Annotated in this window: 17 protein-coding genes; 7 read left to right on the top strand and 10 right to left on the bottom strand. The window is 68.9% G+C overall.

Going from position 1 to position 25,665, the window contains the following annotated elements; translation table 11 throughout:
• Window positions 1-46: 46 nt before the first annotated feature.
• On the top strand, window positions 47-1,141 hold the full coding sequence (locus FXF50_RS18190) for a helix-turn-helix domain-containing protein (RefSeq protein ID WP_148429374.1): 1,095 nt from the start codon (window positions 47-49) through the stop codon (window positions 1,139-1,141).
• Window positions 1,138-1,767, top strand: coding sequence for a hypothetical protein (locus FXF50_RS18185; protein WP_148429372.1), 630 nt, complete (start codon window positions 1,138-1,140; stop codon window positions 1,765-1,767). Before FXF50_RS18190 ends, FXF50_RS18185 begins: the two co-directional genes overlap by 4 nt.
• Here the strand turns inward: FXF50_RS18185 and FXF50_RS18180 are convergent.
• Entirely contained in the window at window positions 1,727-5,719 is a 3,993-nt protein-coding gene (locus FXF50_RS18180) for a DNA methyltransferase (RefSeq protein WP_148429370.1), read from the bottom strand. The genes FXF50_RS18185 and FXF50_RS18180 overlap by 41 nt on opposite strands.
• A 482-nt stretch (window positions 5,720-6,201) precedes the next feature.
• On the opposite strand from FXF50_RS18180, the gene FXF50_RS18175 reads away from it, so the two are divergent.
• Entirely contained in the window at window positions 6,202-6,873 is a 672-nt protein-coding gene (locus FXF50_RS18175) for an exonuclease domain-containing protein (RefSeq protein ID WP_187399721.1), read from the top strand.
• Between the two features lie 8 nt (window positions 6,874-6,881).
• Here the strand turns inward: FXF50_RS18175 and FXF50_RS18170 are convergent, their stop codons facing one another.
• The 4 genes from FXF50_RS18170 to FXF50_RS18155 are packed head-to-tail and all read right to left on the bottom strand — an operon-like array spanning window position 6,882 to window position 8,816.
• On the bottom strand, window positions 6,882-7,142 hold the full coding sequence (locus FXF50_RS18170; RefSeq protein ID WP_148429365.1) for a DivIVA domain-containing protein: 261 nt from the start codon (window positions 7,140-7,142) through the stop codon (window positions 6,882-6,884).
• Window positions 7,142-8,215, bottom strand: coding sequence for an oxidoreductase (locus FXF50_RS18165; RefSeq protein WP_255510097.1), 1,074 nt, complete (start codon window positions 8,213-8,215; stop codon window positions 7,142-7,144). The genes FXF50_RS18170 and FXF50_RS18165 overlap by 1 nt, the downstream gene beginning before the upstream one ends.
• Complete coding sequence (locus FXF50_RS18160) at window positions 8,212-8,541, bottom strand: hypothetical protein (RefSeq protein WP_148429363.1); 330 nt, start codon at window positions 8,539-8,541, stop codon at window positions 8,212-8,214. The genes FXF50_RS18165 and FXF50_RS18160 overlap by 4 nt, the downstream gene beginning before the upstream one ends.
• 20 nt (window positions 8,542-8,561) lie before the next feature.
• Window positions 8,562-8,816, bottom strand: a complete 255-nt coding sequence (locus FXF50_RS18155) for a hypothetical protein (RefSeq protein WP_148429361.1) — start codon at window positions 8,814-8,816, stop codon at window positions 8,562-8,564.
• Between the two features lie 232 nt (window positions 8,817-9,048).
• On the opposite strand from FXF50_RS18155, the gene FXF50_RS18150 reads away from it, so the two are divergent.
• The 4 genes from FXF50_RS18150 (at window position 9,049) to FXF50_RS30285 (ending at window position 11,887) form a co-directional block, all read left to right on the top strand.
• Window positions 9,049-9,909, top strand: a complete 861-nt coding sequence (locus FXF50_RS18150) for a DUF5919 domain-containing protein (RefSeq protein ID WP_148429359.1) — start codon at window positions 9,049-9,051, stop codon at window positions 9,907-9,909.
• A complete protein-coding gene (locus FXF50_RS18145) occupies window positions 9,906-10,715 on the top strand; it encodes an inositol monophosphatase family protein (protein WP_222866073.1) in 810 nt (269 codons plus the stop codon). Before FXF50_RS18150 ends, FXF50_RS18145 begins: the two co-directional genes overlap by 4 nt.
• A gap of 9 nt (window positions 10,716-10,724) precedes the next feature.
• On the top strand, window positions 10,725-11,240 hold the full coding sequence (locus FXF50_RS18140; RefSeq protein WP_255510096.1) for an NUDIX domain-containing protein: 516 nt from the start codon (window positions 10,725-10,727) through the stop codon (window positions 11,238-11,240).
• 62 nt (window positions 11,241-11,302) lie between these two features.
• Window positions 11,303-11,887: a DUF6650 family protein gene (locus FXF50_RS30285; protein WP_370464127.1), complete on the top strand. Its 585-nt coding sequence runs from the start codon at window positions 11,303-11,305 to the stop codon at window positions 11,885-11,887.
• A gap of 31 nt (window positions 11,888-11,918) precedes the next feature.
• On the opposite strand, the gene FXF50_RS18135 is transcribed toward FXF50_RS30285, so the two are convergent.
• The 5 genes from FXF50_RS18135 to proC form a co-directional block, all read right to left on the bottom strand.
• The gene (locus FXF50_RS18135; RefSeq protein WP_148429358.1) at window positions 11,919-12,128 is read right to left on the bottom strand and encodes a hypothetical protein; all 210 of its coding nucleotides are present in this window, start codon (window positions 12,126-12,128) and stop codon (window positions 11,919-11,921) included.
• A gap of 349 nt (window positions 12,129-12,477) precedes the next feature.
• A complete protein-coding gene (locus tag FXF50_RS18130; RefSeq protein WP_148429356.1) occupies window positions 12,478-16,419 on the bottom strand; it encodes an N-6 DNA methylase in 3,942 nt (1,313 codons plus the stop codon).
• Window positions 16,416-19,262, bottom strand: a complete 2,847-nt coding sequence (locus FXF50_RS18125) for a helicase-related protein (RefSeq protein ID WP_148429355.1) — start codon at window positions 19,260-19,262, stop codon at window positions 16,416-16,418. The genes FXF50_RS18130 and FXF50_RS18125 overlap by 4 nt, the downstream gene beginning before the upstream one ends.
• A complete protein-coding gene (locus FXF50_RS18120; protein ID WP_148429353.1) occupies window positions 19,262-24,433 on the bottom strand; it encodes a DEAD/DEAH box helicase in 5,172 nt (1,723 codons plus the stop codon). Before FXF50_RS18120 ends, FXF50_RS18125 begins: the two co-directional genes overlap by 1 nt.
• A 221-nt stretch (window positions 24,434-24,654) precedes the next feature.
• Window positions 24,655-25,473 carry a pyrroline-5-carboxylate reductase gene (gene proC, locus FXF50_RS18115; protein ID WP_107076605.1) on the bottom strand — a complete coding sequence of 273 codons (819 nt, stop codon included), beginning with the start codon at window positions 25,471-25,473 and terminating at the stop codon, window positions 24,655-24,657.
• Window positions 25,474-25,665 lie beyond the last annotated feature (192 nt).

Below are 25,665 nucleotides of genomic sequence, written 5' to 3'. Positions count from 1 at the left end.
GGCCGGTGGAGCATTACGTTCACCGCAAGTGTGCGATTATCGCACCATGGTCGAAGACAGCGACTGGACGACCGTTGGCGAGCAGATCCGTCAGGCACGCCTCGGCGCCGGCATGTCGCAGGCCGAGCTGGCTACCCGCATCGGGCTTGACCGGACGATGATCGCGAAGGTCGAGGCTGGTGGCCGCCGGGTGGACGCGTTGGAACTCATCCGCTTGGCCACCGCGCTCGACGTACCGATCGATTACCTTCTGCATCGACGGCCGGCGGTCATCTCTCATCGCGCAGAGCCGCTTGCCGAGGACAATGACACCGAGGCTGCGCGCAGATCCCAACGCCTTGACATCACGCTGTCCGCGTGGCTTGGCGACGTACGTCAAATGATCGACGCAGGGACGCTGCGCCCCAATGCCCCGATGCGCTACACAGGGCGGGCGGGATCTGAGGCCGACGCCCGGGCGGCCGCACGATGGCTCCGCGAAGCGCACGGCGCGGGCGAGGAGCCGATCCCCACGCTGATGGAGTTCAGCGAACGCAGCGGACAGTACGTCCTGGTCGGCGATCTGCCGGGAGACGGCGCCTCGCTGATCGACGGCGATATTGCGGTGGCCGTGGTGAGTGCCAATGGTGACCCCGGAAGGCGCCGGGCCACGGCAGCCCACGAACTGGGTCATCTGGTGCTCGGCGATGAATACTCCAGCGACCTGGCAGTGCACTTGTCGCGGGCGGATCGCGAGGCCATGATCAACGCCTTTGCGGCGGAGCTTTTGCTGCCGCTTGCGGCCTTCACCGGCCGCACTCCCGAGGGCAACCTTCGCGAGGAAATCATCCGGTTGGCCGCCCGGTACCGCACGTCATGGTCACTCGCGCTCCGACAAGCCGAGCAGGCAGGTTGGCTCGATGCCACGACGCGACGGAGTTTGAGCCAGGTCACTCCCCCCCAGGCGGAATTCATGGACGCCGTCGGATGGTCGCCGCAGCCCGATCTCAGTGCCGTGCGCGTTCCGCCCGGCTACTCGCATGCGGTCATGGAGGCATGGCGGCGTGACCTGGTCACAAGTTCCCGTGCCGTTGAACTCCTACACGGGCAGATCACGCGCGATGACCTGCCGCCGCGCGACGAGGCAGATTTGCCGCTGTGAGCAGCCAGGGAGCGCCCAGCGCACCAATGTTGGTCTTCGACACCACCGTGCTGAACCACTTCGCGCTCGCCGATCGACTCGACGTTCTGGCAAACATGGTCATCGGACGCCGATGTGCCACCACGCCCGTCGTCCTGGACGAGCTCCGGTCCGGCACGGAGCGGCACCCTACGCTCAACTCCGCGCTGGAGCTCGACTGGATGCAGGTCATCGCCCTTGACCAGCCCGCCGAGATCCGGTGTTTCGCGGACTGGGTCCGCAGGATAGGCGCCGGTGCCCGCGACATGGGCGAGGCCAGCGTCTTCGCCGCCGCGGACATTCACAGCGGAGTCGCCATCACCGACGACCGCGACGCCACCAGAGTGGGTCGGGCCCACGGCCTGACCGTCCACGGGACGATCTGGCTCCTGGCCGGTGGATGTGTTACGGGCAAGCTGACGGAGATCGGGGCCGGCGCGATTATCGACGCACTGCGACAGACCGGCCATCGACTGCCCTGCACCGGGACGGAGTTTCCCGCGTTCGCCCGCCGCCATGGCCTGCTGAAGGTGGTGCCCCCACGCCAGCCCGCCGCACCGGAAGGGTTCACCCCGGGTGACGTCGCCCCTGACCCGGCATTGGGTTAAGAGTGGGGGCGAGGGGTTGCCTTGCCTCGGTAGCGCGGGTCATCGCGTCGTAGCGCTCAAGGATGAGACGCTTCACGCGGTACTCGCCGTGGACCCGCTCCTCTCGCTGGCGTAGGACCGCGAAGGTGTCGAGCACATAGTCGACCTCGTCACGGGTGAGGCCGTAGAGCTGGAAGTAGGCGGCGTCCAGCTCCGCGCGAATCAGCTCCCGCCGGCGACTGTCCCAGACGAACGGCGGTCCGTCGTCGCCCAAGTCGCGGGCGTACGGCGCGAGGTCGTCGGCGGTGTAGGTCAGCTCCAGCACACGAGCGGTGATCCACGCCGCCAGGTCCGACGTCTCCGGGTCCCACGGCACCGGTCGCTCGTAACTCTCCGGCGGCAACACCGGCAACTGCTTGAGTACGTAGTACTTCAGTGAAGTGCCGGCGAACTTCTGCCGCACCACGTAATCGAGACAGAGAGTACTGAGGTTGCCTTGTAGGCAGGCCGGATGCGCTCCGGGCAGCGCAAGCAGGAACTTGTCGCCAACCGCGGCTCGGCGTATGACTGCCGATATAAGAGTGCGCTCGTCCGTGCTACGGCAGATGTCCCGCCAGCCGAGCAGCCAGCCCCGCGACCAGCGCTTTCCGAGCCGGCCCTCCACCTCCTGCTCAGCTACCCAGTAGCGCGGCATGACGGTCTCCGCAGCGTCACGGTGGGCGTCGTCGTCGAGCCTGGGCAGGGTGCCGACGTTGAGCTGTGCCTCCGTCGCGCCCTCGTACGTGCCCAGCCGGTGGTCGAAGTGGTGCACCATCTTTGCCTCGTACAGAGGCAGCATCCGCTCCCCACCTCGGACGAAGACATTGCGGTCGAGCTGCCATCCCGCATGCAGAAGGCGATCGAAGGTGTGGAACAGGCCGGAATCGGTGGCCATGTTGAACAGGCCCTGACGCAGCCAGAGCCGCCACGGATTCCCGTTCGAATCGTCCTCCCGCCAGAGCACCGGCACCCGACGGTAGATCCCCAGTGTGATCTCGGCATCGCGACGCGACAGGAAGACCGGGCACGTACCGGTGTTGGGGTTGAGTGCACCGATCTCCTCCGGCGTCAGCCGGTAGGCCCGGGATGCGATGTCGGAGACCTGCCGAGCCCGGAAGGCGAGAGAAATCTGGGATGTCCGCCGATTAGCGCCGGCGAGTGTCAGTAGCGCGAAGCGGACGCGGTGGTCCACGCCCTCGAAGAGCTTCTCCTCGTTTTCGAAGTCGTGGAGCGAAACCAGGCTCTCGCTCGTCACGACGTCCTTGAAGAAAGCCTGGGTGGTCGCGTCGGTCGCGATTCCGGTGGGCAGGATCATCCCGAGCAGACTCCTCGGTGCCGCGATGCCCCGCGCGGCCTCAGCAAAGACGGCGTACGTGTTGAGCCGCCCGGACCCGGTGAGCAGGTACCTCCCCGAAGCACGGACCAGATGGCTCACTCCGCCCACCTCACGTTTCGCGGTGAGCAGTTCGCCGTAGAGGTCGCGTCCGCTCTGATGCTCGTTGGTCCGCAGCGCCTTGATGAGCTCACGTCGCGCGGCGGCATGCTCGGCACCGGCAATCACCTGGTCACGACTGGCGAAGAACTCCTCCTGCTTCAGTTCGATCTTCTCCCAAGGGGGATTGGTGAGGATGCAGGAGAAGCCGCCCGTCCAGCCGGTCGCCGGTTCGACGCCCGCACCGTCCGGTGGAACCGGGAAGATGTGCGGGAACTCGATGTGCCAATGGAAGAAGCGGTACTGGCGGCTCATCGTCTGAACGACCTGGCGTGCCGCCTCGACCGCGCTACCGCGCTCGCCCTTGGCCAGCCGTTCCAGCATCCCCTCGGTGATGGCGTATCCGCGGGTGCGCTCAGTCTTCGGCCCGACGAACGCAGCGCACCAGGCGTCGGCGATCAGCCGGGCGCGCTTTCGATCCTCGTCCAGCAACTCGGCCCGCTTGGCCTGAACATGCACGTCGGCCAGTGACTCGCAGGGCGCCAGGTGGGCGATCGCCCGCGCCTCCTCAGCGAGGTCGAGGTTGACGCCCACCGCATCGCCGAGCGGCCGCTGGCCTCGCCGCTCGGCTGCGTTCTGTTTACGCAGCGCGTTGGCCACGGCACGGTCGTCGCCGTCGAGCGCGACGAAGGCCGCGTCGGGAATGCCACCGGTCAGCATCGCGGGCGTCGCCCCGAGCAGAGAGTTGCCGACCCGGATGTTGGCATCGAGGTAGCCGAGCGGCTTGCCGGGTTCGAATGCCTCCAGCCAGAGCGAAACCTTCGCCAGCTCCGCCGCCATCTCGTTCAGGTCGACTCCGTAGCAGCACCGGCTCACGACGGTACGCAGCGCGATCCGGACGGCGTCGACGCTCGGCTCCGGCTCGCCGGTCTGCTCGGCCGCCAACCGCTTGGCGATACGCCGAGCCGCGGCGATGAGGAAGTGCCCGGACCCGACCGCCGGATCGCAAACGGTGATGTCCAGCAGTGCCGCTTCGCGCTCGGCACGGGTCGGTTTGTCGCACGCCTCATCGAGCAGCGGCTCCAGCGTGGTGTCGAGGAGGCTGTCGACCAGACTCGCCGGCGTGTAGTAGCTGCCGCTCTTTTTCCGGTCGTTGCCGTTCAGCCGGGAGAAGTGGAATCGCCTGCGGGTCGCGTCCCAGTGGGGATGCAGCTCCAGGAGCGCCTCATAGACGCTGCCCAGCTCCTCGGCGCCAAGATGCCGGAAGTCGACCAGCTGCCGGCCGCCACGGCGTTTGGCTAGCACGCTGAGCGCCTCGACGGCTTGGAGCAGGGCGGCGTTTGTCAGCTCCGCGCGGCAGAGCGGCTCGTCGAGGACGCTGTGCTCGAAGATCCCGCCGATGCCGGGCAGGCCGACCGTACGGGAGCCGGTTTCCGACGCGAGGATGCGGAAGACCAGCTTGACCCCCTGCCAGAGGTCGCCGTGCCGGGAGTACCGGCGGACGAGCGCAAGTTTGCGCAGTCGCTGCGACGACAGGTAGGCGTCGTAGCGCTGGCGCGCCGCTTGGTCGGCGGCCGGATCGAGCAGAAGGTCGCGGTCTTCGACGACCATCCAGAAGAGCAGTTTGTAGACCAGCCTCAGCAGCGAGCGCTTGAAGTCGGCCAGCGACAGTTCGGTCCCGATGCTGTCCCGGAGGTGCTGGTTGGCCGGATGGTCCAGGAAGCCCGTGCCGAGGATCTCCAGCGCGATCTCGACCCCGCCACGCAGCCGGGTGAGCGCTCGCTCGCCCTGCTTGGCCCCGTACGTCCGCCACTGCTCCAGCAGGCAGGACGGCGGCCCGATCTCCTCGTCGCGGACCTTGAGCCGGCTGGCGTGCGCCATCCGGAACAGCAGGACGAAATCGGCGAACAGCTCCCCCTCGAAGATCGATTGGAGATCGAACTCGATGTACGACGAGCCGACGAGGCTGGTCGAGTCGCGCAGGAGCCGCAGGCGCTGGCCGTTGGAGAGCACGGCCCAGAGATGCCGGTCGCTCTGGTTCAGCAGTTGCTGAACCATGGCGTGCGGTGCGGCGCCCGCGGGTCCGCCGGCGCGGCCGAGCCGCCGGTCGAGGTCAGCGTGCCACGGCAGCAGGTGCAGCGGAACGGTTTGTCGCCACCGGTGACTGACCGGGAACGATCGTTCGTCCACGGGGATGCCGCGGGGCAATGGCTCATAGTCGCCGTAGTGCAGCTCGCGCAGCAGCGGGCCGAGCCACTCGTCCCGAGTCAGGCGCGCGATGGACGCCGCCCCACGCGACCGGCGCTTGGCGAAGTCGGCGTACGTGTCGCGCAGGTAGAGATACTTCGCGTTGGCCAGACGACGCACTGATTCGCTGGCGGCCAGGTCGTAGGACACGGGGTCGATGCCGGGGACTTCTGGATCGCCCTCGCCGATCCGCTGCACCACACCACCGGGCAGCAGGCCCCCGACCACCTGCACGGCTGGATACGACAACGCCACGTCCGCCCTCCCCAGGTCGGCAGAACCCAGAGCTGGCACCGAGTAACGCAGTGATCACTGTCGGTGTTAGACGGAGCCTATAGATCTATCTCCATGCCTACAAGACCTGCAGTGGGCCGCCGTCTGTCGCAAAGCCGTCAGATACCAACGAGCGGCCAGTCTTGATCATCCACATAGGTCAACAAGTGGCCCCCAGCCGTTGATGGCAGCAGCCCGGCCAGCGATCCAAGATCTTTCAGACGCGCAGCTCGTTGCGCCTCTTCCCCTTGCGCATGAGGCGAATCAGCGCGCCCAGGAACCAGCACAGGAGACCCCTCATCGTGATCAACAGGTACCCCGGAAGCTGCGGAAAGTGCCAAGAATGGGTGGAGGCCGGGGCCGGCCAGGCGGAAAATGTCGGAGGCCGCTGGAGTCCGTACCACCATGAGTGCGTACCGGTCAGAACGGCCCCGCCTGTCGGGGCTCATCGTGGGTGGCACGACATGCCGGTCGTGGGCTTCGACATTGAGGGCACGGAGGACGAGCCCAGGGAAACCCGCATCCTCGCGGCAGCACTGGTGTACGCCGACGGCACGACCGCGACGTGGCTCATCAACCCGGGAGTGCCGATCCCGCCCCGGGCCACCGAAATCCACCGGATCACCAACGAGATGGTGCGCAGCGCCGGGCGGCCGCCTCGGGAGGCACTGGCCGAGCTGGGGACGGCGATCGCGAAGGTGATCGCGGACGACACGCCGCTCGTCGCCTTCTGCGCCCACTACGACGTCACGGCATTGCACACCGAGCTGGCCCGCCACGGTCTTCCGCCGGTGGACTGGGACCGCGCCGTCATCATCGACCCCTCGATCCTGCACAAGCAGGTCGAGCCCCGCTGGTACGGCGGCCGGCAGCTCGGCAACCTGTGCACGTACTACGACGTCGACCTGGGGACCGCACATGACGCGGCGAGCGACGCGCGTGCGGCAGTCGGCATGGCGGTGTCGATCGCGGCCCGCCATGAACGGATCGCCCGGATGCGCCCCGATGCCCTCCACCGGGCGCAAGTCACCTGGTACGCCGAGCACGGGCGGGAACTTCAGGCGTATTTCGACCGGCAGGGCCGCGACGAGACAGTGAGCCTGGAATGGCCGCTGGAGACCAGGCGACGCCGATAGCGGAGTTCCTATCTGGGGTTCCGTGCAAGGTCCTGCACGTCAGCCTGCCAGGTGCGCAGGGCCCGTTTGATGCGGTCGTTTTCGTCCAGGGCATGGTCGAGCAGGCGGGTCCGCTCCCCCATCTCGTAGACGAGCCGGTGCAGCAGCGCGTCGACGTCGTCCGGCCGGTAACCGCGCCGACCAAGTGACGTGCGGGGCAGCTCGATGGCGCTGAGCCGGTCCGCGGTAAGCGGGCCGACCAGCGCGTTGCGGCTGCGGTAGGTGGCCATCAGCCGGCGAACCCATCAGGCAGGTGGATCCGCTTCGCTGGGACGCCGGCGGCGAGCAGTCGCAGGCGCGACCCGGCCGTCATCATCGGCGGCCCGCACACGTAGACCTCCTGGTCGGACCGGTGGTGGTAGAGGCCGACCGTGAGCGCGTCGCCCTGCTCCCCCGGCTCGGCAGAGACGTCGTGAGAGAACGCGGGCACGACGGTCAGCCAGCCGTGGGCGCGCTGGAGCTTGTCGAGGCTGATCGGATCGTAGAGGTCGGCGAAGGTGCGGGCGCCGACGACCAGGGTCACCCGCCGCCGGGCGGGCGACGCGGCGACCTGCTCGACCAGGGCACGCAGCGGTGCCAGCCCGGTGCCCCCGGCGACCAGCAGCAGGTCCGCTCGGGACGCCGGGTCGAGGGTCAGGCCGATGTCCCGGGGTGGGCCGAGCCAGAGCCGGTCGCCGGGGCGTACCGCATTGACCAGGGCGCGGGAGACGGAGGCGATGGCGCGGACGTGGAACTCGAGGGTGCCGTCCGGGCGTGGGGCGTTGGCCGGTGAGTACCAGCGCCACCGGCCGGGCCAGCGCTCGGTGCACACGGGCACCGCCTGCCCCGGCCGGAAGGGCAGGCGCCGCCAGGGGCGTACGGTCAGGATGGCGATGCCGTCGACGGGCCGATCGTGGTCGACGACCTCGGCCGGCCACCAGGCCGGGCCGTCTCCGGCCCGCGCCGCGGCGCGGGCGACCGCCGCCGACGCCCGCCGGCTGGCCCGCGCCCAGGCCGCCGCCAACTCCGGCGTCCACTGTGCGTGGCGGGCCACGGTGGCGGTGAGGGCGGCCTCGACACTGAGCTGGTGCGGCACCAACCGGTAGCGGCGGTAGGCCCGGCCGAGCACGGCCAGCAGCGCCCCCCGCCCGGCCGGATCGTCACCGCCGACGGCCAGCCGCCCGAGCGTCGCGAGGAACACGGCCGCCTCCCGCTCCGGCAGCAGCCCCGGGCAACGGTCCTCGACCGCGCACCAGAAGTGGTCGGCAGCCACGCGGGCGTACCGCATCGTGGCGGACCACGACGCGGCGAGAGCGGCGGTCACGAGCCGGCCTCGTCCGCGAAGGCCCGCCGGGCCGCGGCCACCGCGCCGGCCGGCACGTCGAGCGCCCAGAGCACCCCGGCCAGGTAGTCGACCACCCGGCGGTGCTGCGCCTCGGTCAGGCCGAGGCCGCCCCACGCCCCCGCGGCCAGCCGGGCGATGTCGCCGGCCGGGCCGAGCGCCACCGTGAGGGTCAGCGCCAGGTGCCCGGCGAGCCGAGCCCGATCAATCCCGATGAGGTACGGCGCCAGCTCCGCGTCCGCCGCCACCAGCCGCAGCCACCGCGCCACCGCGTCCCGCGCCCCCGCCGGCCCGAGCCATGCTTCCATCGGGTACGCCCCGAGCCCGGTCACGCCCACGGCCAAGCGTCCGGGTCGCCGGCGGCGACAAGCTCGTCGACCCGCGCCTCGGTGACCCCGGCCGCCCGCAGGGTGTCCCGGCCCCAGCGGGTCAGCCGGCACGGATGCGGCACCCGCTCGCTACGGCACAGTGGGCCCGCCGGCCACCGCTCCGGCGCGTGCACCAGCACCGCCCGCACGGCCAGCGCCACGTCCTCGTCGCTGACCGGGGTAAGCACCGGGAAGTCGTCCAGCACCACCGCCATGGATAGCCCTTCCGTCGAGATCGCGAGATGGAGTGGCACCGGGGCGGGCGGGGACGGTGGAGGCGCGATCGGGGGCCACCGGAGCCCAGCACCCGCCCCGGGCCATGCATCCACCCTGGTCAGCTCACCGATCATGCGGTACGACTACGCTCTGCACTTGCGCTGTACCTGCTCGGAAGTACAGCCGCTAAGCTGCTGAACGGCCGATCTTCGGACGATCGGAGGCGAGCGGATGACGACTGTGCAGAAGTGGACCGGCCGGGAGACCCGGGCGCTGCGGCACGCCCTGCGGATGAGCATCCGCGACTTCGCGGAGCACCTCGGCGTCAGCGAACGCACGGTGTCCAAGTGGGAGGCTGGCCGGGACGCGGTACAACCGCGACCGGAACTGCAAGCCGCGCTCGACACTGTGCTCGTACGCGCAGACGGCGAGGTTCATCGGCGGTTCCGCGCGAGCTTGGGACCGGCCGGCCCCGTCGAGATGCCGTACGGCGCAGTCGATGCCGGGGCAGCGGGGATCCACAACGCGGCCGCTGCCCCTGCCACAGGCGTCGAACCCCTTGCAGACGTGACGGCGGTCTACCGCAATCGAGCCGAACTCACTGCGCACCTGCCTGCGGATCGCATCCTGGAGGGTGCCCGCGACGTCCGAGCAATGGGCCTCTCCCTGAACCTGCTGTGCCAGCACTACCCCGACCACCGCTGGCATCAACTCATCGAAGATGGTGCACAAGTCCGGTGCCTGTTTCTAGATCCGGACGGCTCGGCGATCCAAGCGAGGGAACATGATGAGGGCTTTCCGGCAGGTCAGCTCGCGGCGCTGACGAAGCTCAACATCGAGACGATGTTGAGGGTGCGTGACCGGCTGCCCGACAACTTGCACGGCAGCGTCGAGGTGGCCACCTACGATGAGACACTTCGGTTCAACATCCTTCTCGTCGATGACCTCTGCCTTGCCCAGGCCTACCTGCCAGCGAGCCGAGGCGTCGACTCTCCAACCTTCGTCATGCGGCGGCGCGACTCCGCGACGGGGTTGTACTCGGTGTACGGGCAGGTCTTCGACTCGCAGTGGGAGCGGGGTCGACGGCTGTGATCGCATATCGTGACCTGCTGCCGATCGCCCTCGACGCAGTAGAGCGCGCAGCTAACTTCATGCGCCGCCGAACGCCAGTTACCTCGATCAGCAAGGGTGACCGCGACCTCGTCTCGGAGGTCGACTACGCGATTGAGCGAGACCTTCGCTCGTTTCTGCACGACGCGACACCAGACATCGCCTTCCTCGGTGAGGAGGAGGGCATCAGCGGCACCGGCGAGTTGCAATGGACTCTCGATCCGGTTGACGGCACGGTCAATTTCGTTCGCCGTCTTCCCCTGTGTGGTATCTCCCTCGGCCTGCTCCACGGCAGCCATCCGGTCCTCGGCGTCATCGACCTACCCTTCCTCAGCGCCCGATACTGGGCCGCCGAAGGCTATGGCGCGTTTGCGAACGGCCAACCAATAAAGGTGAGCGGCACCGCGAGCCTGAGCGAGGCGGTGGTCGGGATCGGCGACTTCGCCGTCGGCGCGGATGCCGCAAAAAAGAATCGGGAACGTCTGGCACTGATGGCGCGGCTCGCCGAGACGGTGCAGCGCGTGCGGATGAGTGGGTCAGCCGCCGTCGACCTTGTCTGGCTGGCGGAGGGGAAGCTCGACGCCGCCCTCACCCTCTCCAACCATCCATGGGACGTGACAGCCGGGGTAGCCATCGCCCGCGAGGCGGGTGCCATGGTCCTCGACAGCAGCGGAGCGGACTACACCAGCGACGCAATGGCAACCCTCGCGATCACCCCCGGACTGGTCGGTCAGCTGTTGCCGCACATTCGGAGTGCCAAGACGGCAGCAGGAGAGCCTTACGAGTAGGAGCCGCTGGTGCTGGACAACTCGGCGGCGGATGACCGCCCACTCTACAAACGGGACCCCGATGCGTGGCAGGCATACCTCGCGGAGGGCAACGCGAAGCAGGCCCGCAAGCGAGTCGGCGCGGACGTCCTGATCAGGAACGAGCAAGGCCATGCGCTGCTCGTCAACCCTTGGTACAAGCCGGATTGGGACCTTCCTGTTGGCATGGCCGAGGCGAACGAACCTCCCCACCAGGCCGCGGAACGCGAGATCCGCGAGGAGTTCGGCCTTGAGCTGAAGGTCAACAAGCTCCTGGTGGTCGACTGGATACCGACCGCACGGTCCATGACGACAGCCTCATGTTCATCTTTGACGTCGGCACCCTTATCAAACAGCAAAGGAGAGCCGTTCGGCTCAGGGATGATGAGTTGCTGGCCTACAAGTTCTGCCGCCCTGAAGAAGCAGAAGATGTCCTCCGACCCTACGTCTGGAGCCGGCTCGCGCACGCAATCACCGCAGCATTGGACGGGTTTGCCCGATATTTGATGAATGGATCCACGTAAAATTCCGGTTTTCCACAAAACGAATTGCACGGAGGTCGTGCCAACATGACAGGAATTCTTGGCAGGATGCGCAACCAGTTGCGCGGCCGGCGAGGTGTCCGCCTCACAGGCGTTTCCACCCTGTTCGGCGGCGTTCAATGGGACTACACCAAGTCTGAACGGGACCTGCTGCGGCGTCTCGTCGATTTCCTCGAAACCCGCCGCGTCCTGTGGATGCCGTTCAATAGCGAGAACCATCGGCACGTCGTCGAGTCGGTCTTGTTGATGAGGTCCCGGTTGGTCGACGTTCAGGAGCAACTAAGACACGACTCGCCGGCAAAGAATAGAATCCGACTACTGCGCCTTGCATGTGAGCGGTTTTTGACAAGCGCGCAAGGTGCAAGCGACTTGCACTTCTACTCCGACCTGGGAGAACTCCGAGGCGTCTTCGGAGCCTATCTAGATGACCTACTCGGAATATATGGACTCGACGCATCTCCCCAGTTGCGGTGGATCCTCCCCTCGACACCCGCTGAGGAACTGCCCAATGGATTGGTTCGGACGCGCGGTGAAATCGAGAGGAGCATTTACGTGGAGCCCTTGCAGCGACCACGGGACGAGGAGCACGGTTCGGAGGAGTCAACTCTATGAGCGTCGAGTCTCGTTAGACTACCCATGGCAGTCATCGGGGCATTCCCAGCAAGCCCCAGCGCTGTCGCCATTGTTCAATCCATTCGACCTTGATCTTGTGGTGCACCGAGTCAGGATTGACCGGTCGCTTCCCGCCATGTCGCAGCAGGAACGCTTGGTGTCGTTTCGTGATCTCGTCCCGCACCCAGATCGCAGGGGCAACATAAAAGTCGACCGGGTCGGCCCCGAGGTCGACGAACATCCAGTAACGTTCCCGGCTTGCTAGATCGCCACGAGTCGGTGCGCGCCCCTCAGTAACTGACGTCTGCCAGTCCCCTGACGTCTTCGCCGCCACCTTTACGAGGACAGGACCGGCCAAGTCGGACCAACCAGGAGAAGGAGAGACTTCAAGCAGTCTTCCGGTCAACCTGGCGGCGCCTCCTCGTCGTTCGATCTCAACGATGGCACTACGTACGCCAGCTTCATGGACCTCGTGCGTCTTGATCTTCTTCCGCTCCATACCGCATTGTTCAATGCAGCCCGTGCCGCGCAACACCCCGTCCAACCAAGCAAAGGGACTCCCTCCGGCGTTACGGCCCAAGTCGCGGGTGCTACTGACCTCCGGCAGCGAAGGCGTCGTAACGGTCGAGGATGAGGCGCTTGGTGCGGTACTCGCCGTGGGCGGCCTGGTCCTTCTGGCGGACGACCTTGAAGGTGTCCATGATGTAGGCCACGTCGTCTCGGTCGATCCCGTACAGGTGGAAGTACGCCGCGTCGAGTTCGGCACGGAGAAACTCTCGGTGGGCTGGGTCCCAGGGGAACGGCGGGCCGTCGTTGCCAAGGTCTCGGGCGTACGGCGCAAGGTCATCGGCCGTGTAGGTCAGCTCCAGCACACGCGACCTAACCCAAGCATCCAGTGCTCCACCCTTCGGGTCCCACGGCACCGGTTGGTCGTAACGCTCGGGCGGCAGCACCGGCAGCTGCTTTAGCAGATGATAGGTTAGGTTGGTTCCGCTCATTTTCTGGCGCAACAAATAGTCGAGGACAAAAGAGGATAGGGTTGCGAGAAGGAGCGCCTCTCGCGACTTCTCCTGACAGACGATGGCGTAGCCGGAGTTGGCGAAAGCAACACGAGGAATTGCGCCCAAAATCAAGGTACGCTCGTCAGTGGCACGGGCTATCTTACGACAAGCGAGAAATCCCGGAGCGTCAGCCCATCGACCCAGACGCGCTCCTAGCTCCCGATCGTGCAACCAGTAATTCGGCAACGCAAGAACGCTGGGGTCATTCTTCTGAGAGAGATCGAGTCGCGGCAGGGTTCCCATGTTTCGCTGGGCCGCAGTCTGGCCCGAATAGGTCCCCCATCGATGGTCAAACATGTGCACCATCTTGGCTTCGTAAAGAGGAAGCATCCGCTCGCCGCCACGGAGGAAGACATTCCCGTCGAGCTGCCAGCCCGCATCCGACAGCTCATCCGCCGTCCGGAAGAGGCCAGAGTCGTTCGCCATGTGGAACATGGCTATAAAGGACAGGCCCCAAGGGTTGGACTCCTGCGCACTCTCGCGCCACAGCACTGGGACTCGACGATAGACGCCAAGGGTGATCTCGGCGTCGCGCCGTGACAGGAACACCGGGCAGGTTCCCGTGTTCGGGTTTACCAGAGTGATCTCGTTCGGCGTCAGAGAGTAGGTCCGCGCCGGAATCTGGTTCGCCTGGCGGACCCGGAACACCAGCAATACCCGCTCGGCTATCCGTTGTCGTCCGCTCATCGATAGCAGCGCAAAGCGGAACGAGTGATGCACGTTCGGGAAGACCCTGTCCTCGTTCTCGAAGTCGTACAGCGACACCAGGCTCTTGGTAACCACCAGGTCCTTGAAGAAGTCCTGAGTGGTGGCGTCGGTGGCGATGCCAGTGGGCACGATGATGCCGAGCTGCCCGCCCGGGTGCAGCACAACCCGGGCCGTCTCCGTGAACACGGAGTACGTGTTGATGTCGCCCTTGCCTGTCAACGGGTAGCGGCCGGACGACCGCAGCAGGTGGCTGAATCCGTCCGCCTCGTGCAGGGCGGCGATCCACTCGGCGTACAGCATCTGCTTGGCCGGCTCGTCGCTCTCGGCCAGCGCAGCGATGGCCTTCTTGCGGGCGGCGGCGTTCTTCGCTCCGGCGATCTCCGGGTCGCGGGATGCGAAGAACTCCTGCTCCTGGAGCTTGACCCGTTCCCAGGGCGGGTTGCCGAGGACGCAGGAGAAGCCGCCCTGCCAACCCGTCGCCTCGTCCACCGGGCCGTACTCGGGCACTGGGAAGATGTGCGGGAACTCGATGTGCCAGTGGAAGAAGCGGTACTGCCGGGTCAGCTCATCCACCATCGACTCGACCCGGTGCATCTCCAGCGAAGCTTCGCCCTTGTCAAGGCGTTCCAGGACGGCCTGAGTGATCGCGCCATGACGGCTCGCCTCGGTTTTCGGCTGGACGAAGGCGGCGCACCACGCGTCAGCGACGAGCTTGGCGTGCCGGCGATCGTCCTCTACCGCCCGCGCCCGCTTGGCCTGCACATGCACGTCGGCGAGCGAGCGCGGCTCCGCGTACACGATCTGCTTGACCTCTGCGGCGAGCGAGCTGTTGCCGACCTGGATGCCCGCAGAGCCGAAGAGGTCGCCCTGTCCGGACGACTCGGCCGCGTTCTGCTTCTTGAGCGCGCTGGCGACTCGCCTGTCGTCGCCGGTGAGGGCGGTGAAGGCGGCGTCCGGGATGCCCTCCTTCAAGAGGCGCGGGGTGACGCCGAGCAGGGAGTTGCCGACGCGGATGTTGGCGTCGAGGTAGCCGAGCGGCCGGCCCGGCTCCATGGCCTCCAGCCAGAGCGACACCTTGGCTAGTTCGGCGGCCATCTCGTTGACGTCCACGCCGTAGATGCAGCGAGCGACCACCCGGCGCATCGCCGAGCGGACCGCGGCCGGCGCGGGCTCCAGCTCGTCGGTCTCCTCGGCGGCCACCCGCTTGGCGATCCGGCGGGCCGCCGCGATCAGGAAGTGCCCCGACCCACAGGCGGGGTCGCAGACGGTCAGGTCGAGCAGCGCCTTGATCCGCTCGTCCGGGGTGGGCAGCGCGGTGGCCTCGTCCAGCAGCGGGTCGAGTGCCGAGTCGAGCAGGCACTCCACGAGGGAAGACGGGGTGTAGTAGGAGCCGGTGGTCTTGCGCTCGTTGCCGGCCAGCCGCTCGGCGTGGAAGCGACGGGCCGGGGCGTCCCAGCGGGGGCGCAGCTCCAGCAGCGACTCGTAGACGCTGCCCAGCTCCTCGGCACCCAGGTGCTGGAAGTCGACGCGCTGCCGGCCGGCGCCCTTGCGCGCGGGCAGCACCGCCAGGGCCTCCACCGCGCGCAGTAGCGCCGTGTTACTCAGGCTGGCCTCGGCGATCGGGACGTCCAGCGCGCCGGGCTCGTAGAGGCCGCCGATGCCGGGCAGGCCCAGGGTCGGGTTGCCGGACTCCTTACCGAGGATCTCGAAGACCAGCCGCACCGATTCCCACAGGTCGCCGTGGCCGGAGTGCCGGCGGCGCAGCGCCAGCTCCCGCAGCCGGCGGGCGGAGAAGTAGGTGTCGTAGCGCCGCCGCGCCTCGGGGGCCGCAGCCGGGTCGAGCAGCGCGTCCCGGTCCTCGGCGACGAACCAGAACAGCAGCCGGTAGACCAGGCGCAGCAGGGAGCGCTTGTAGTCCTCCAGCGACAGGCTGACCTCGATCCGCTCCCGCAGCGCGGCGTTGTCCGGGTGGTCGAGGAAGCCGGTGCCGAGGATCTCCAGCGCCGCCTCCACCCCGTCGCGGAGCTGCTCCAGGGCCCGCTCGCCCTGCTTGGCTCCCTCCGTACGCCAGGCTTCCAGCAGGCAGGACGACGGCCCGGTCGCCGCGTCGCGGTCCGCGAGCCGGGTGGCGTGCGCCACCCGGTAGAGCAGCACGAAGTCGGGGAAAAGGTCGCCCTCGAAGATCGCCTCCAGGTCGAATTCGAGGTACGCGGTGCCGACCAGGCTGGTCGAGTCGCGCAGTAGCCGAAGCCGCTGCCCGTTGGCGACGATCCCCCACAGGTGCTTGTCGGAGCGGTTGAGCAGTTGCTGCATCAGCGAGTGCGGGGCGGCGGCGGCCGCGCCGCGCATCCCCGGCGTCCGCCGGTCCAGGTCCGTGCCCCAGCCGAGCAGATGCACCGGTACGGCCCCGAAACGGTGGCTGACCGGGAACGCCTTCTCGTCCACGGTGATGCCGCCGGCCAGCGCCTCGATGCCGTCGTAGCCCAGCTCGCGCAGCAGGATCAGCAGCCAACGCTCGCGGGTCAGCCGGGCCGGCGCGCTGTCGCCGGCCCGCTCCCGCTGGCGCTTGAAGTCCCGCCACACCTCCTGCAGGTAGGCGTAGGAGCGGTTGGCGTAGCGGCGCACCGACTCGCCGGACTGGAGCCCATAGCTGGCGGCGTCGGCGCCGGGCAGCTGGGCGGCGCCGTCGCCAATCCGCTGCACGAGGCCGGCGGGGAGCAGCCCGCCCTCGACCCGGACGGCGGGGTAGGTCACGGCGGTCATGCGGTGGCCTCCGGGAGGTAGATGTAGATGCCGAGCACGTCGGCAGGCTTCTGTGCGCTGACGCTGATCTGCCGGCGGACCCGCTGGCCGGCCGCCTCCCGCACCCGGATGTGCGAGGTGCGCAGCGCCTCGGCGAGGTCGTCGGCGGTGGTGTTCAAATGCGGGACGATCTCGTCGAGCTTGCCGATCACCCGTTCCAGCAACGGGGTGGCGGCCTCGGGCAGCACGTTGCCGGTCGGGGTGGCCGACAGCAGCGCGGCAACCTCCTCATCCGGCAGCCACTCTGCGGCGGTCGGCGCGCCCCGGAAGGCCAGCACGCGGGCCTCCTCGGCGACCATGCGGCGCGGCTCGACGTCCGCCCCCCGGGTGGGCAGGGTGAGGTGCAGCCGGAATCGGACCAGCAGCAGCGTCGTCCGCTTGCTCACCGCCGAGGTGCGCATCACGCCGGCCCGGCGGGCGGGGCGCTGGTCGGCCGGCACGGTCCGGTCCAGCGCGCTCTCCAGGAGGTAGCGGGCCAGCGCGGCGACGTACGGGTCGGTGCGGTCCAGATGGGCGGCGCGGGCGGGGGTGGGCAGCTCCCGGCGCAGGGCGAGGGTGGCCGGGTACCCGGCCGGGAAGGCGTCCCGCAGCGCGAGCGGTAGGCCCGCGATGGTCGCGTCGAAGCCGTCGCCGTTCGCGACGACGTCAGCGCCGAGCGCGGCGAAGCCGGCCCGGGCGAACTCGGCGACCTCGTCCGGCGCGCCGAGGCTGGCCCGGATCTCGGCCAGCTCCGCGGCCACCTCGGCCGGCTGGATGCCTCGCTGGGCGTACTTGGTGCGGGACTCCTTCTCCTTCAGCGCGGCGCTGTCCCACTCCTTGTGCAGCTCCTCGCGGTACTCCATGCCCAGGCCGTCGATGGTCAGCTGCTCCGGCGCGTCCGGCGCGATGAGCAGCTCCTGCGCGATGGTCTGCAACACGTCGTCGCTGCGGTCCGGCACCGGCACGGATACGCCGAGCGCCTTGCGGATCTGCTCGTGCTTGCGCAGCAGGACCTTCAGCACGATCTCGTCGATCCGGTTGTCCGTGCCGTAGATCATCACGGCGCGGACCTTTTGAGCGCGCTGGCCGAACCGGTCGACGCGGCCCTCCCGCTGCTCGTGCCGGGTCGGGTTCCAGGCCAGGTCGTAGTGCACCACCGCCTGGAAGTGCTCCTGGAGGTTGACGCCCTCCGAGAGGCAGTCGGTCGCGACCAGGACGGGCCGGCGCTTCGGGTCGGCGGTCAGCTCCCTGATCCGATCGGTGCGCTCCTCGGGGGGCAGCGCACCGGTCACGCAGCCGACGGCGAAGTTCTTGCCGAGCGCCGCGGTCAGGCGGTCGGCCACGTACTCGGCGGTGTCGATGTAGCGGCAGAAGACGACCGGGTTGAACCCGTCGCCGAGCAGCGCCTTGACCTCCTTGACCAGCAGGTCCAGCTTGTTGTCGCCCTTGGCAGCGAGCGCCTCGGCGCGGCGGGCGAAGGCGAGCAGCCTGCGCCGCTCCGGGCTGCCCGAGTCCGCCTCGGTCTCGGCACCCGGCACCAGGTCCACCGACTCCTGGGTCTCGTCGTCCGGCAGGTCCAGCACGGCGGCCCGACCCAGCGCGTCGGCCTCGTCGGCGTCGGTGGCGTCGGCGTTCGCCGCTCGGGTTCGCAGCGTGGCGGCGGCGGCCTGGGGCGAGGAGGCCATCGCCCGCAGGAGTGCCAACGCCGACCAGTAACGCACCCGCTGGCGTACCTGACCGCCGATCGGGTCCCGCACGGTCTGCCGGGCGTAGGCGACCACGTCGTCGAAGAGGCTGCGGTAGTCGCCGGTCAGCCGGTAGGCGCGCTCGGTCGACTCCCGGTCCTCGGGGAACGGGGTGTCCTCCAGGAAGCGGCGGATGTCCACCCGGCGGCGCTGCACGAAGTGCCGGGCCAGCAGCTCCCGGCCCTCGACCCGGTCCAGGTCGACGGTCTCCAGCCGCGGATCGAGCAGTCCGACGAGGTTGCGGAAGCCGGCGTCCTTGCCGCTGTGCGGGGTGGCGGTGACCAGGATCAGGTGCCGGTCGGCACGGGCCGAGAGCTTGCGGACCAGCTCGTGGCGGAGCATCCGCGACCGTCCGCCGGAGTTGCTGTCGTCCAGCACGCAGGAGTGCGCCTCGTCGACGATGACCAGGTCCGGGGCGCCGCGCAGGAACTGGTCGCGCAGCTCCGGTCGCTTGATGTAGTCGGTGGAGACCACCACGTGCCGGTACCGGTCGAAGATGGACTGCGCGCCGACCAGGTCGCGCTCCAGCCGGCGTACGGTGCCGGGGAGCACCAGCTCGGCGGCGATGCCGAACTTCTCCGCCAGCTCCCGCTGCCACTGCTCGGCCAGCGCCGGACTGCACAGCACCGCCAACCCATTTGCGTCGCCCTGGGACAGCAGCTCGGCGGCGATCAGCCCGGACTCGACGGTCTTGCCGATGCCCACGTCGTCGGCGATCAGCAGCCGGACGATGTCCTGCCGCAGCGCCATCAGCAGCGGTACGAGCTGGTAGGGCCGGGGCTCGACGGCCAGGCCGCCGAGGGAACGGAACGGCCCCCCGGTGGACCGGAAGCCGATCCGCAGCGCGGTGCGCAGCAGGGCCGCACGGCTGGCGTTGCCGGCATCCGTGGGATCGGGGTAGGCGAAGGTGGCCTCGCTGACCGGTTCCAGGTCGGTCAACACGGCGGCCCGCTCGTCGTCCGCGCCGCCGAGCGGGCGCAGCACCAGCAGGCCCGGTTCCGACTCTGGCAGCACCACCCACTCCCGGCCCCGCGCCTTGACCAGCGTGCCCGGCTCGAACCGCTCTGCGGTCACCGTCATCAGTTGCTCCCCGTCATGTGCTGCCCGAACACGCTCGGGTACCGGTCCACGGCCTGCTGCCACTCACCCGCCGTCACGCGGATCGGCGTCCATCCGACGTCATAGAGGCTGTCCTCGGCGTCGCCGTCCCGGCCCTCGCCGTAGGGCTCGCCAGGTACGTCGACGAACACTGCCGCCTTGTCCTCCCGATAGACGAGGTCCGCCATCGCCTCGCCTACCCTCTCGTGCCCGCCATCCGGCGTCCGATAGCTCGCCTGCTTCAGCCAGGTCACGAACTCGGCCGCCGGCCCGGTGACGTCGAGGCCGTCCGTGACCGGGGCGGCACCGCCGGTCTGCGTGGTCCGCGCCCCTGCCAGCTCGAGCAGCAGTTCCACGATCAGGTGTCGGTCGATCAGCTTGTGGAAGGGCTGGTTGGAGTACGACAGCAGGCAGTCGTAGCAGCCCTGGACGCACCGGTCGTCGCCGTCTACCACGTCCTGCGGTGCCTCCTCGCCCGTCTCCGGGTCGAAGTGCGCGATCCGCAACGCCTCAGCCGCCACCCGGCTGATCGCCTCAGGTTCCTCGACGAGGCGGCGCAGCACGCCGGCACCACCCTCGGCGCTCTCGATGAAAAGCATCCGGCCCTGCTCGTCGAGGTCGGGCAGGAGTTCCCCAGTGAGTTCCGAATCCTCAAGTTGGAAGGTCGCCTCGATACCACGTTCCAAGGCGTAGAGCAGCGACACCGCCTGCTCGTGCCTGGCTTTACGTGCCAGCCGCAGCACCAGGATGTTGCGCCGGTCCTCGACGTATGGGATCACCCGCTGCTTCCGCTTGACCTCGTCGGCAGCGCCAAGGTCCTCCTCGTCGCTCGTCTTCTCGCCCGCCTTCGACTCCGAGAGCCACTCCCCGCTGCTGGTGTCCAGCCAGAAGCCGCGCTTCTTCTGGTCCTTGCGCCGAATGAGTCCCAGGTTGGCCCGCCGGACCGTGGCCGCATCGCCGTAGACCAGGGTCGCGACCGCCGGTGCCTCCTCCGGCGCCACCGTCGCGGTCAGCTTGCCCGGCCGCCCGCCGTGGTGATGGAAGCGGTACGACGTCTCGATCTGGAAGCCGGAGCGGCGCCGCTCCTCCTCGTCCGACGAGATCCGCTCCCGCCGCTGGGTGCGCACCGTGTACAGGCGCAGCAGGTTTTCGTCAGGCAGGCCGAGCTGCTCACCGCAGCTGTCGCAGACGTCGATCCCCGCGACGTCGTCATGCAGGTGCCCACAGGCGCGGCAGCGTCGGACGGAGCTGGTGAGCAGGCTGTCCTTGCCCGGCTCCGCAGCCTGCTGCAACTGCACGCTGCGCACCATGTAGCGGGCGCCCTCGTGATAGATCAGTGCACCCGGGCCGAACTCGCTGATCCCGATGAACCGCGGCCGGTGGATGTAGTCCCCCTGCCGCTGGCCGTTCAGCCCGGGGATATAGGCGGCAAGCGGTAGCCGAGGGAAGGAGTAGCCGGGCAGGAAGCCCTCCGAGGCTAGGTAGCGGTAGGTGTAGAAGTCGGTCTGCGGCTCGTCGGAGTCCTCGTTGCGCAGCAGGTCGAGCTGCACCCGGGCGTCGTTGGCCCGGCGGTGCGCCTCTTCCCTGGCCTTGTGCGAGACGTTCGTGTCGACCGCCCGGCGGCCCTGCACCTCATACTCTCGGAATGCCGCGCGGTAGAGCTTGCGCCACCGTTCCAGGGCGTCCTCGAAGCTGCGTGGTGCCCGCTCGATGACGTCGGCCACCCAGGTGGGGCGCCACCAGGGCGCGTTGGGCAGTTCCCGGGTGAGGTCGCCGGCGAGCGCCGCCTCGGCACGGGCGAGGGCCCGTCGCCGGGCCTTCGGGTCTTCGATCGACTTCTTGATCCGGGGCAGCAGGTCCAGGGACGGGTTCTCCCCGCCGGTCTCCATCACCGCCGCCAGCGAGCTGGGCAGCTCCTCCCCCGTCTCGGCCAGCCAGATCGCCTGCAGGTGCGAGCGCACCAGGTCCTCGTTGGCCAGGTCGAGGCGGGGCGGCTGTACCGCGCCACCGACCATGAGCGTGGGCCGCTTGAAGTAGTACTGGTCGTGCGCGCTGCCCGTCGAGCAGTAGGTGACCACGAGAGCCGGCTGCCCGGAACGGCCGGCCCGGCCGGCGCGCTGGGCGTAGTTGGCCGGGGTCGGCGGGACGTTTCGCAGCGCCACCGCGTTCAGCGCGTTGATATCGACGCCGAGTTCCATCGTCGGCGAGCAGAACAGCAGCGGCAGGTCCCCCTCGCGGAACTCCCGCTCCCGTTCCTGGCGGACGTCCGGCGTCACCTGGGCGGTGTGCTCCTTGGCCTGCAGGCCCGCGAGCAGGTGCGAGGTGTCGCGGTAGAGGTCGCGGAAGAAGGTGTTGACCCGGGCGCCGACCTCGCCGGAAAGCTGCTTGCGGACCCGGTCTTCCGCGCCCGCCTTGCCGTCACCGGCCCGCCAGAGCAACGCGTCCGAGCGGAGCCGGTAACCACCGATGAGGTCTTCGCCCTCGCCTGGCACGGCCTGGATCACCAGGCCCGCCTCGGTGAGCACCGCCAGCAGATCCCGGATCATGTCCTGCGCGTCGGCGATCCCGCACGGCTGACCGGGCCGGTCGTACTGCCGCTTGAGGTACTTGCCCAGAGCGCCCCGGCCGGACAGGTGTAGGTAGGAGCGGGGGCGCCCCTTGCCACTCGGCTTGGGGAAAGCGATAGCCGCCACGGTGGCCCGCTCTCGCACACCGAGGGCCCAGGGCTCGGCGAGGTGCTGCGCCGACAGCCGGCGGATCTCGTCGAACCCGTCCTCGGTCAGGCAGCGCACGTCGATGGCGAGGTTGCGGCGCATCTCGTCGAGCAGCGTCGCGGCGATCTCGTACCGGTGCTCCGGGTTGTCGTCGCGCAGCAGATGGTGGCTGCGCTCCCAGATCTCCTGGTCGGCGGCCACCTCGTCCAGGTAGCGGTAGTCGACGCGCAGCAGACCGGTCTGCTCGAGGTTCGGCATGGTCACTCGCCAGCCGCGCTCGAGGTCGAGGTAGAGCCGGTAGTTGACCACCTCGCGCAGCGCTCGCCAGATTTCCTCCTTGCCGTAGCGGACCTCCGGCCGGCGGGCGAACTCGGTCAGCTGCAACCCCAGCGCCTCGGTGACCCGCTGGGCGACCCGCTCGTGGGTGAGACCGTCCGGTTCCTTCTCCGCCGCCCGGTAGAGCGCGCCGCGAAGCTGCACGACCTGGACAAAGTCGTTGAAGTGCCCGGCCTGAAGCGACGCGTCCTGCCGGTTGTCGACAAACGAGAGCAGCTTCCGGGCCGGCTTGTCGAGCATCGGTTCGGCGCGCAGCGCCCGCACGACGCTGGCCCCGATCACCGAGAGAGCTGAGCTACGACCTTCGGTCGAGAGCTTGGCGAGCTGGGCAAAGTCCCTGCCCCGTTGGCGCTCGTAGGAGACACGGCAGCGCAGGCAGAACCGGAAGGGCGCCGCGACCCAGGCGGCGGTGACGCCCTTGCCCGGCTCCACCTCGAAGCCCTCGGCGTCGACATGCACGACCTCGGGCAGGTACTTGAGCTTGTCCTCGGCCGGAACCGTGCTTCCGTCGTCGGCCAGCACGGTCCACGAGTACGGCAGCCGGCCGTCCTGCACGGCGATCTCCAGGCTCGCCGGCCACGGTTGATCGTCGCTGAGATAGAGGTAGCCACCGTCCTCGGCGGTGTCCAAGTCCTGCCGCGCCTCGAAGCCGTTCACCGACCGGCGGACGGTCAGGTACTCCTGGCCGCACTCCCGGCAGAAGGCCAACGGCACGAGGATTTTTCGCTCGGTCGGGCCGCTGTCCGGCGAGACGGTCTGGTAGCGGCTGGTGATGTGCCGCTCGGCCGGCGACTCGATGGTGACGTAGACGTTGTCGCCCTTGGAGAGGAACTGGTGCAGCCGGAAGGCGAAGACCGGTCGGCCGGTCTCCGGGTCATTGATCTGCGCACCGGCCTGCAGCACCGCCTGAATCGCGGCCTGGCAGTCGTCGACGGACTCATGCGTGATTTGAGCCAGGTTGTCGGCGGCCCCGGGAACCGTGAGCGGGACCTGCTTGCGCACCAACCGGCCGGTGCCCTCCTCCGGCTCGACCCCGAACGCGCTTTCCACCCAGTGGGCCAGGGGGTCCTGCCGGAAATCGCCAAGTTCCGGCGCGTGCCCATCTCGTCGCCAATGTCGTACCCGCTCCGCGAGCGCACCGACGCCGGCACCGCTGCCCGTCGTGGCCCGCCGCAGGGACTCGCCGATGACATGCTGAGCCTGGACGGGCTGCCCGAACAGCCGGGTCGCCACGGTGGCGACCGCGGCTCGCTGATGGGCCGCGTCACCTTCGGTCGTCATGGTGGCCGACGTGCCGATGCACTGCAGGTCCGGCGCGGCGCAGGCGTCCTTCGTCCGGCGCACGAGGAACGCAACGTCTGCTCCCTGCCGCCCCCGGTAGGTGTGCAGCTCGTCGAGGACCAGGAACCACAATCCGTGCGCCGCCCTGATCAGCCGGTCCCGCTCCCGTTGCCGGGTCAGCACCAGTTCGAGCATCACGTAGTTGGTGAGGAGGATGTCCGGCGGATCCTTGAGGATCCGGCGCTTGGCCTCGGCGTTCTCCTGACCGGTGTAGCGGTCGAAGCTGACGAGTGGCTTGCCGTCGGGGAAGCCCCAGCAGAGGAACTTCTCCAGCTCGTGCAGCTGGCTGTTGGCCAGCGCGTTCATCGGGTAGACGATGATTGCCTTGACGCCCGGCTGGTACGTCCCGTCCGCCTTGGCGCGCAGCACCCGGTCCACGATCGGCACGATGTAGGACAGGCTCTTACCCGAGCCGGTGCCCGTGGTCAGCACGTAGCTGTGGCCGGCACGGGCGGTCGTGATGGCCTCCCGCTGGTGCTGATGTAGGCGCAGCGCTTGGCTGCCCGGGTCGTCCTGGTGCTTCTTGATCCGGAAGATCCGCTCGCTGTCCGGGTGCAGCAGGCCCTCGGCAACCAAGCCGTCGACCGTACCGCCGGAGGCGAAGTTCGGGTTCAGCGACACATGGGGCGCCGGCCACTGGTAGCCGGAGGCGGTGCGGCCCCAGACGTGTTTCCTGATCTGCGGATCACGGGGGTCGACGAAGCTCGACGTGAACTCCCGGTAGTCCCCGATGAGTCGATCACGAACATCGAAGACATCCATATGTACTCCTCGCGGCCCCCACCGTTGCAGGCCTGATTCAACCATTTCCGCCCTGCAACTGTGAGCCCCCGGTGGCGGCTCAGCCCTTACCCTGACCAGAGCGGGAGCGACGGCACGCCGTCCAGCCACCAGTCAACCGTCCGACTACCGGACAGACTGTCGGAAACCCGACTTGGTGTCGACCCACGTCGTCTCGGCGACCGGACGGCGAGCCGTTCGCCTCAGTCGGCCTGGGCGGCCAGTTCGCGGGCCCGGTCGCGGGCCGCTTCGAGGGCCGCCAGCATGGCCGCGCGGACGCCGTGGTTCTCCAGCTCCCGGATGGCGGAGATGGTCGTGCCGGCCGGCGAGGTGACCGCCTCGCGGAGCTTCACCGGGTGCTCGCCGGAGTCGCGCAGCATCACGGCCGAGCCGATGGCGGTCTGCACGATCAGCTCGTGCGCCACCTGGCGCGGCAGGCCGAGCAGGATGCCCGCGTCGATCATGGCCTCGACGAGCAGGTAGAAGTAGGCCGGGCCGGAGCCGGAGAGCGCGGTCACCGCGTCCTGCTGGGACTCGGGCACCCGGAGGGTGGCGCCGAGCGGCTTGAACATCTCCTCGGCCAGCGCCAGGTGCGCGCCGGTGGCGTGCGCGCCGGGCGAGATCGCGCTCATCGCCTCGTCGACCAGGGCCGGAGTGTTGGTCATGACCCGGACCACCGGGGTGCCCTCGGGCAGCCGGCGGTTGAAGAAGGCGGTGGGCAGGCCGGCGCAGAGTGAGATGACCAGCTTGTCGGCGGGCACCTTGGGGCCGATCTCGTCCAGCAGCGCGGCCGCGTCCTGCGGCTTCACCGAGACGGCGAGCACCTCCGCCTCGTCCACCGCGGTGAGGTTGTCCACCACCCGGACGCCGTACCGGGCGGTCAGTTCCTCGGCGCGGGCGGGCCGCCGGGCGGTGGCGAGCAGCCGCTCGACCGGCCAGCCGGAGCGGAGCAGCCCGGAGAGCATGAGCTCGCCGATCTTGCCCGCGCCGATCACCGCGACCGTGTGCACCTCGGGTGCCATGAGCCGTACCCCTCTCCGTGGAGGTGCGGCGCGGCGGGTCCGTGGAAGGACCCCCCCCCCCCCCCCCCCTCGGGCAGCTGCCGCAGAAAAACCCCGGCCCCGCGGACCCCCCCCCCGGCGCCGGCTTCCGCCCCCCGGGGGGCCCCGGGGGGGGGGGGCGGGCGGAGTTCCCGGTTTTCATGGGGGCCCACC

The organism is Micromonospora sp. AP08 (genome assembly GCF_008085935.1).
Lineage (GTDB): Bacteria > Actinomycetota > Actinomycetes > Mycobacteriales > Micromonosporaceae > Micromonospora > Micromonospora chersina.
This window is presented reverse-complemented; position numbering and strand designations above follow the sequence as displayed.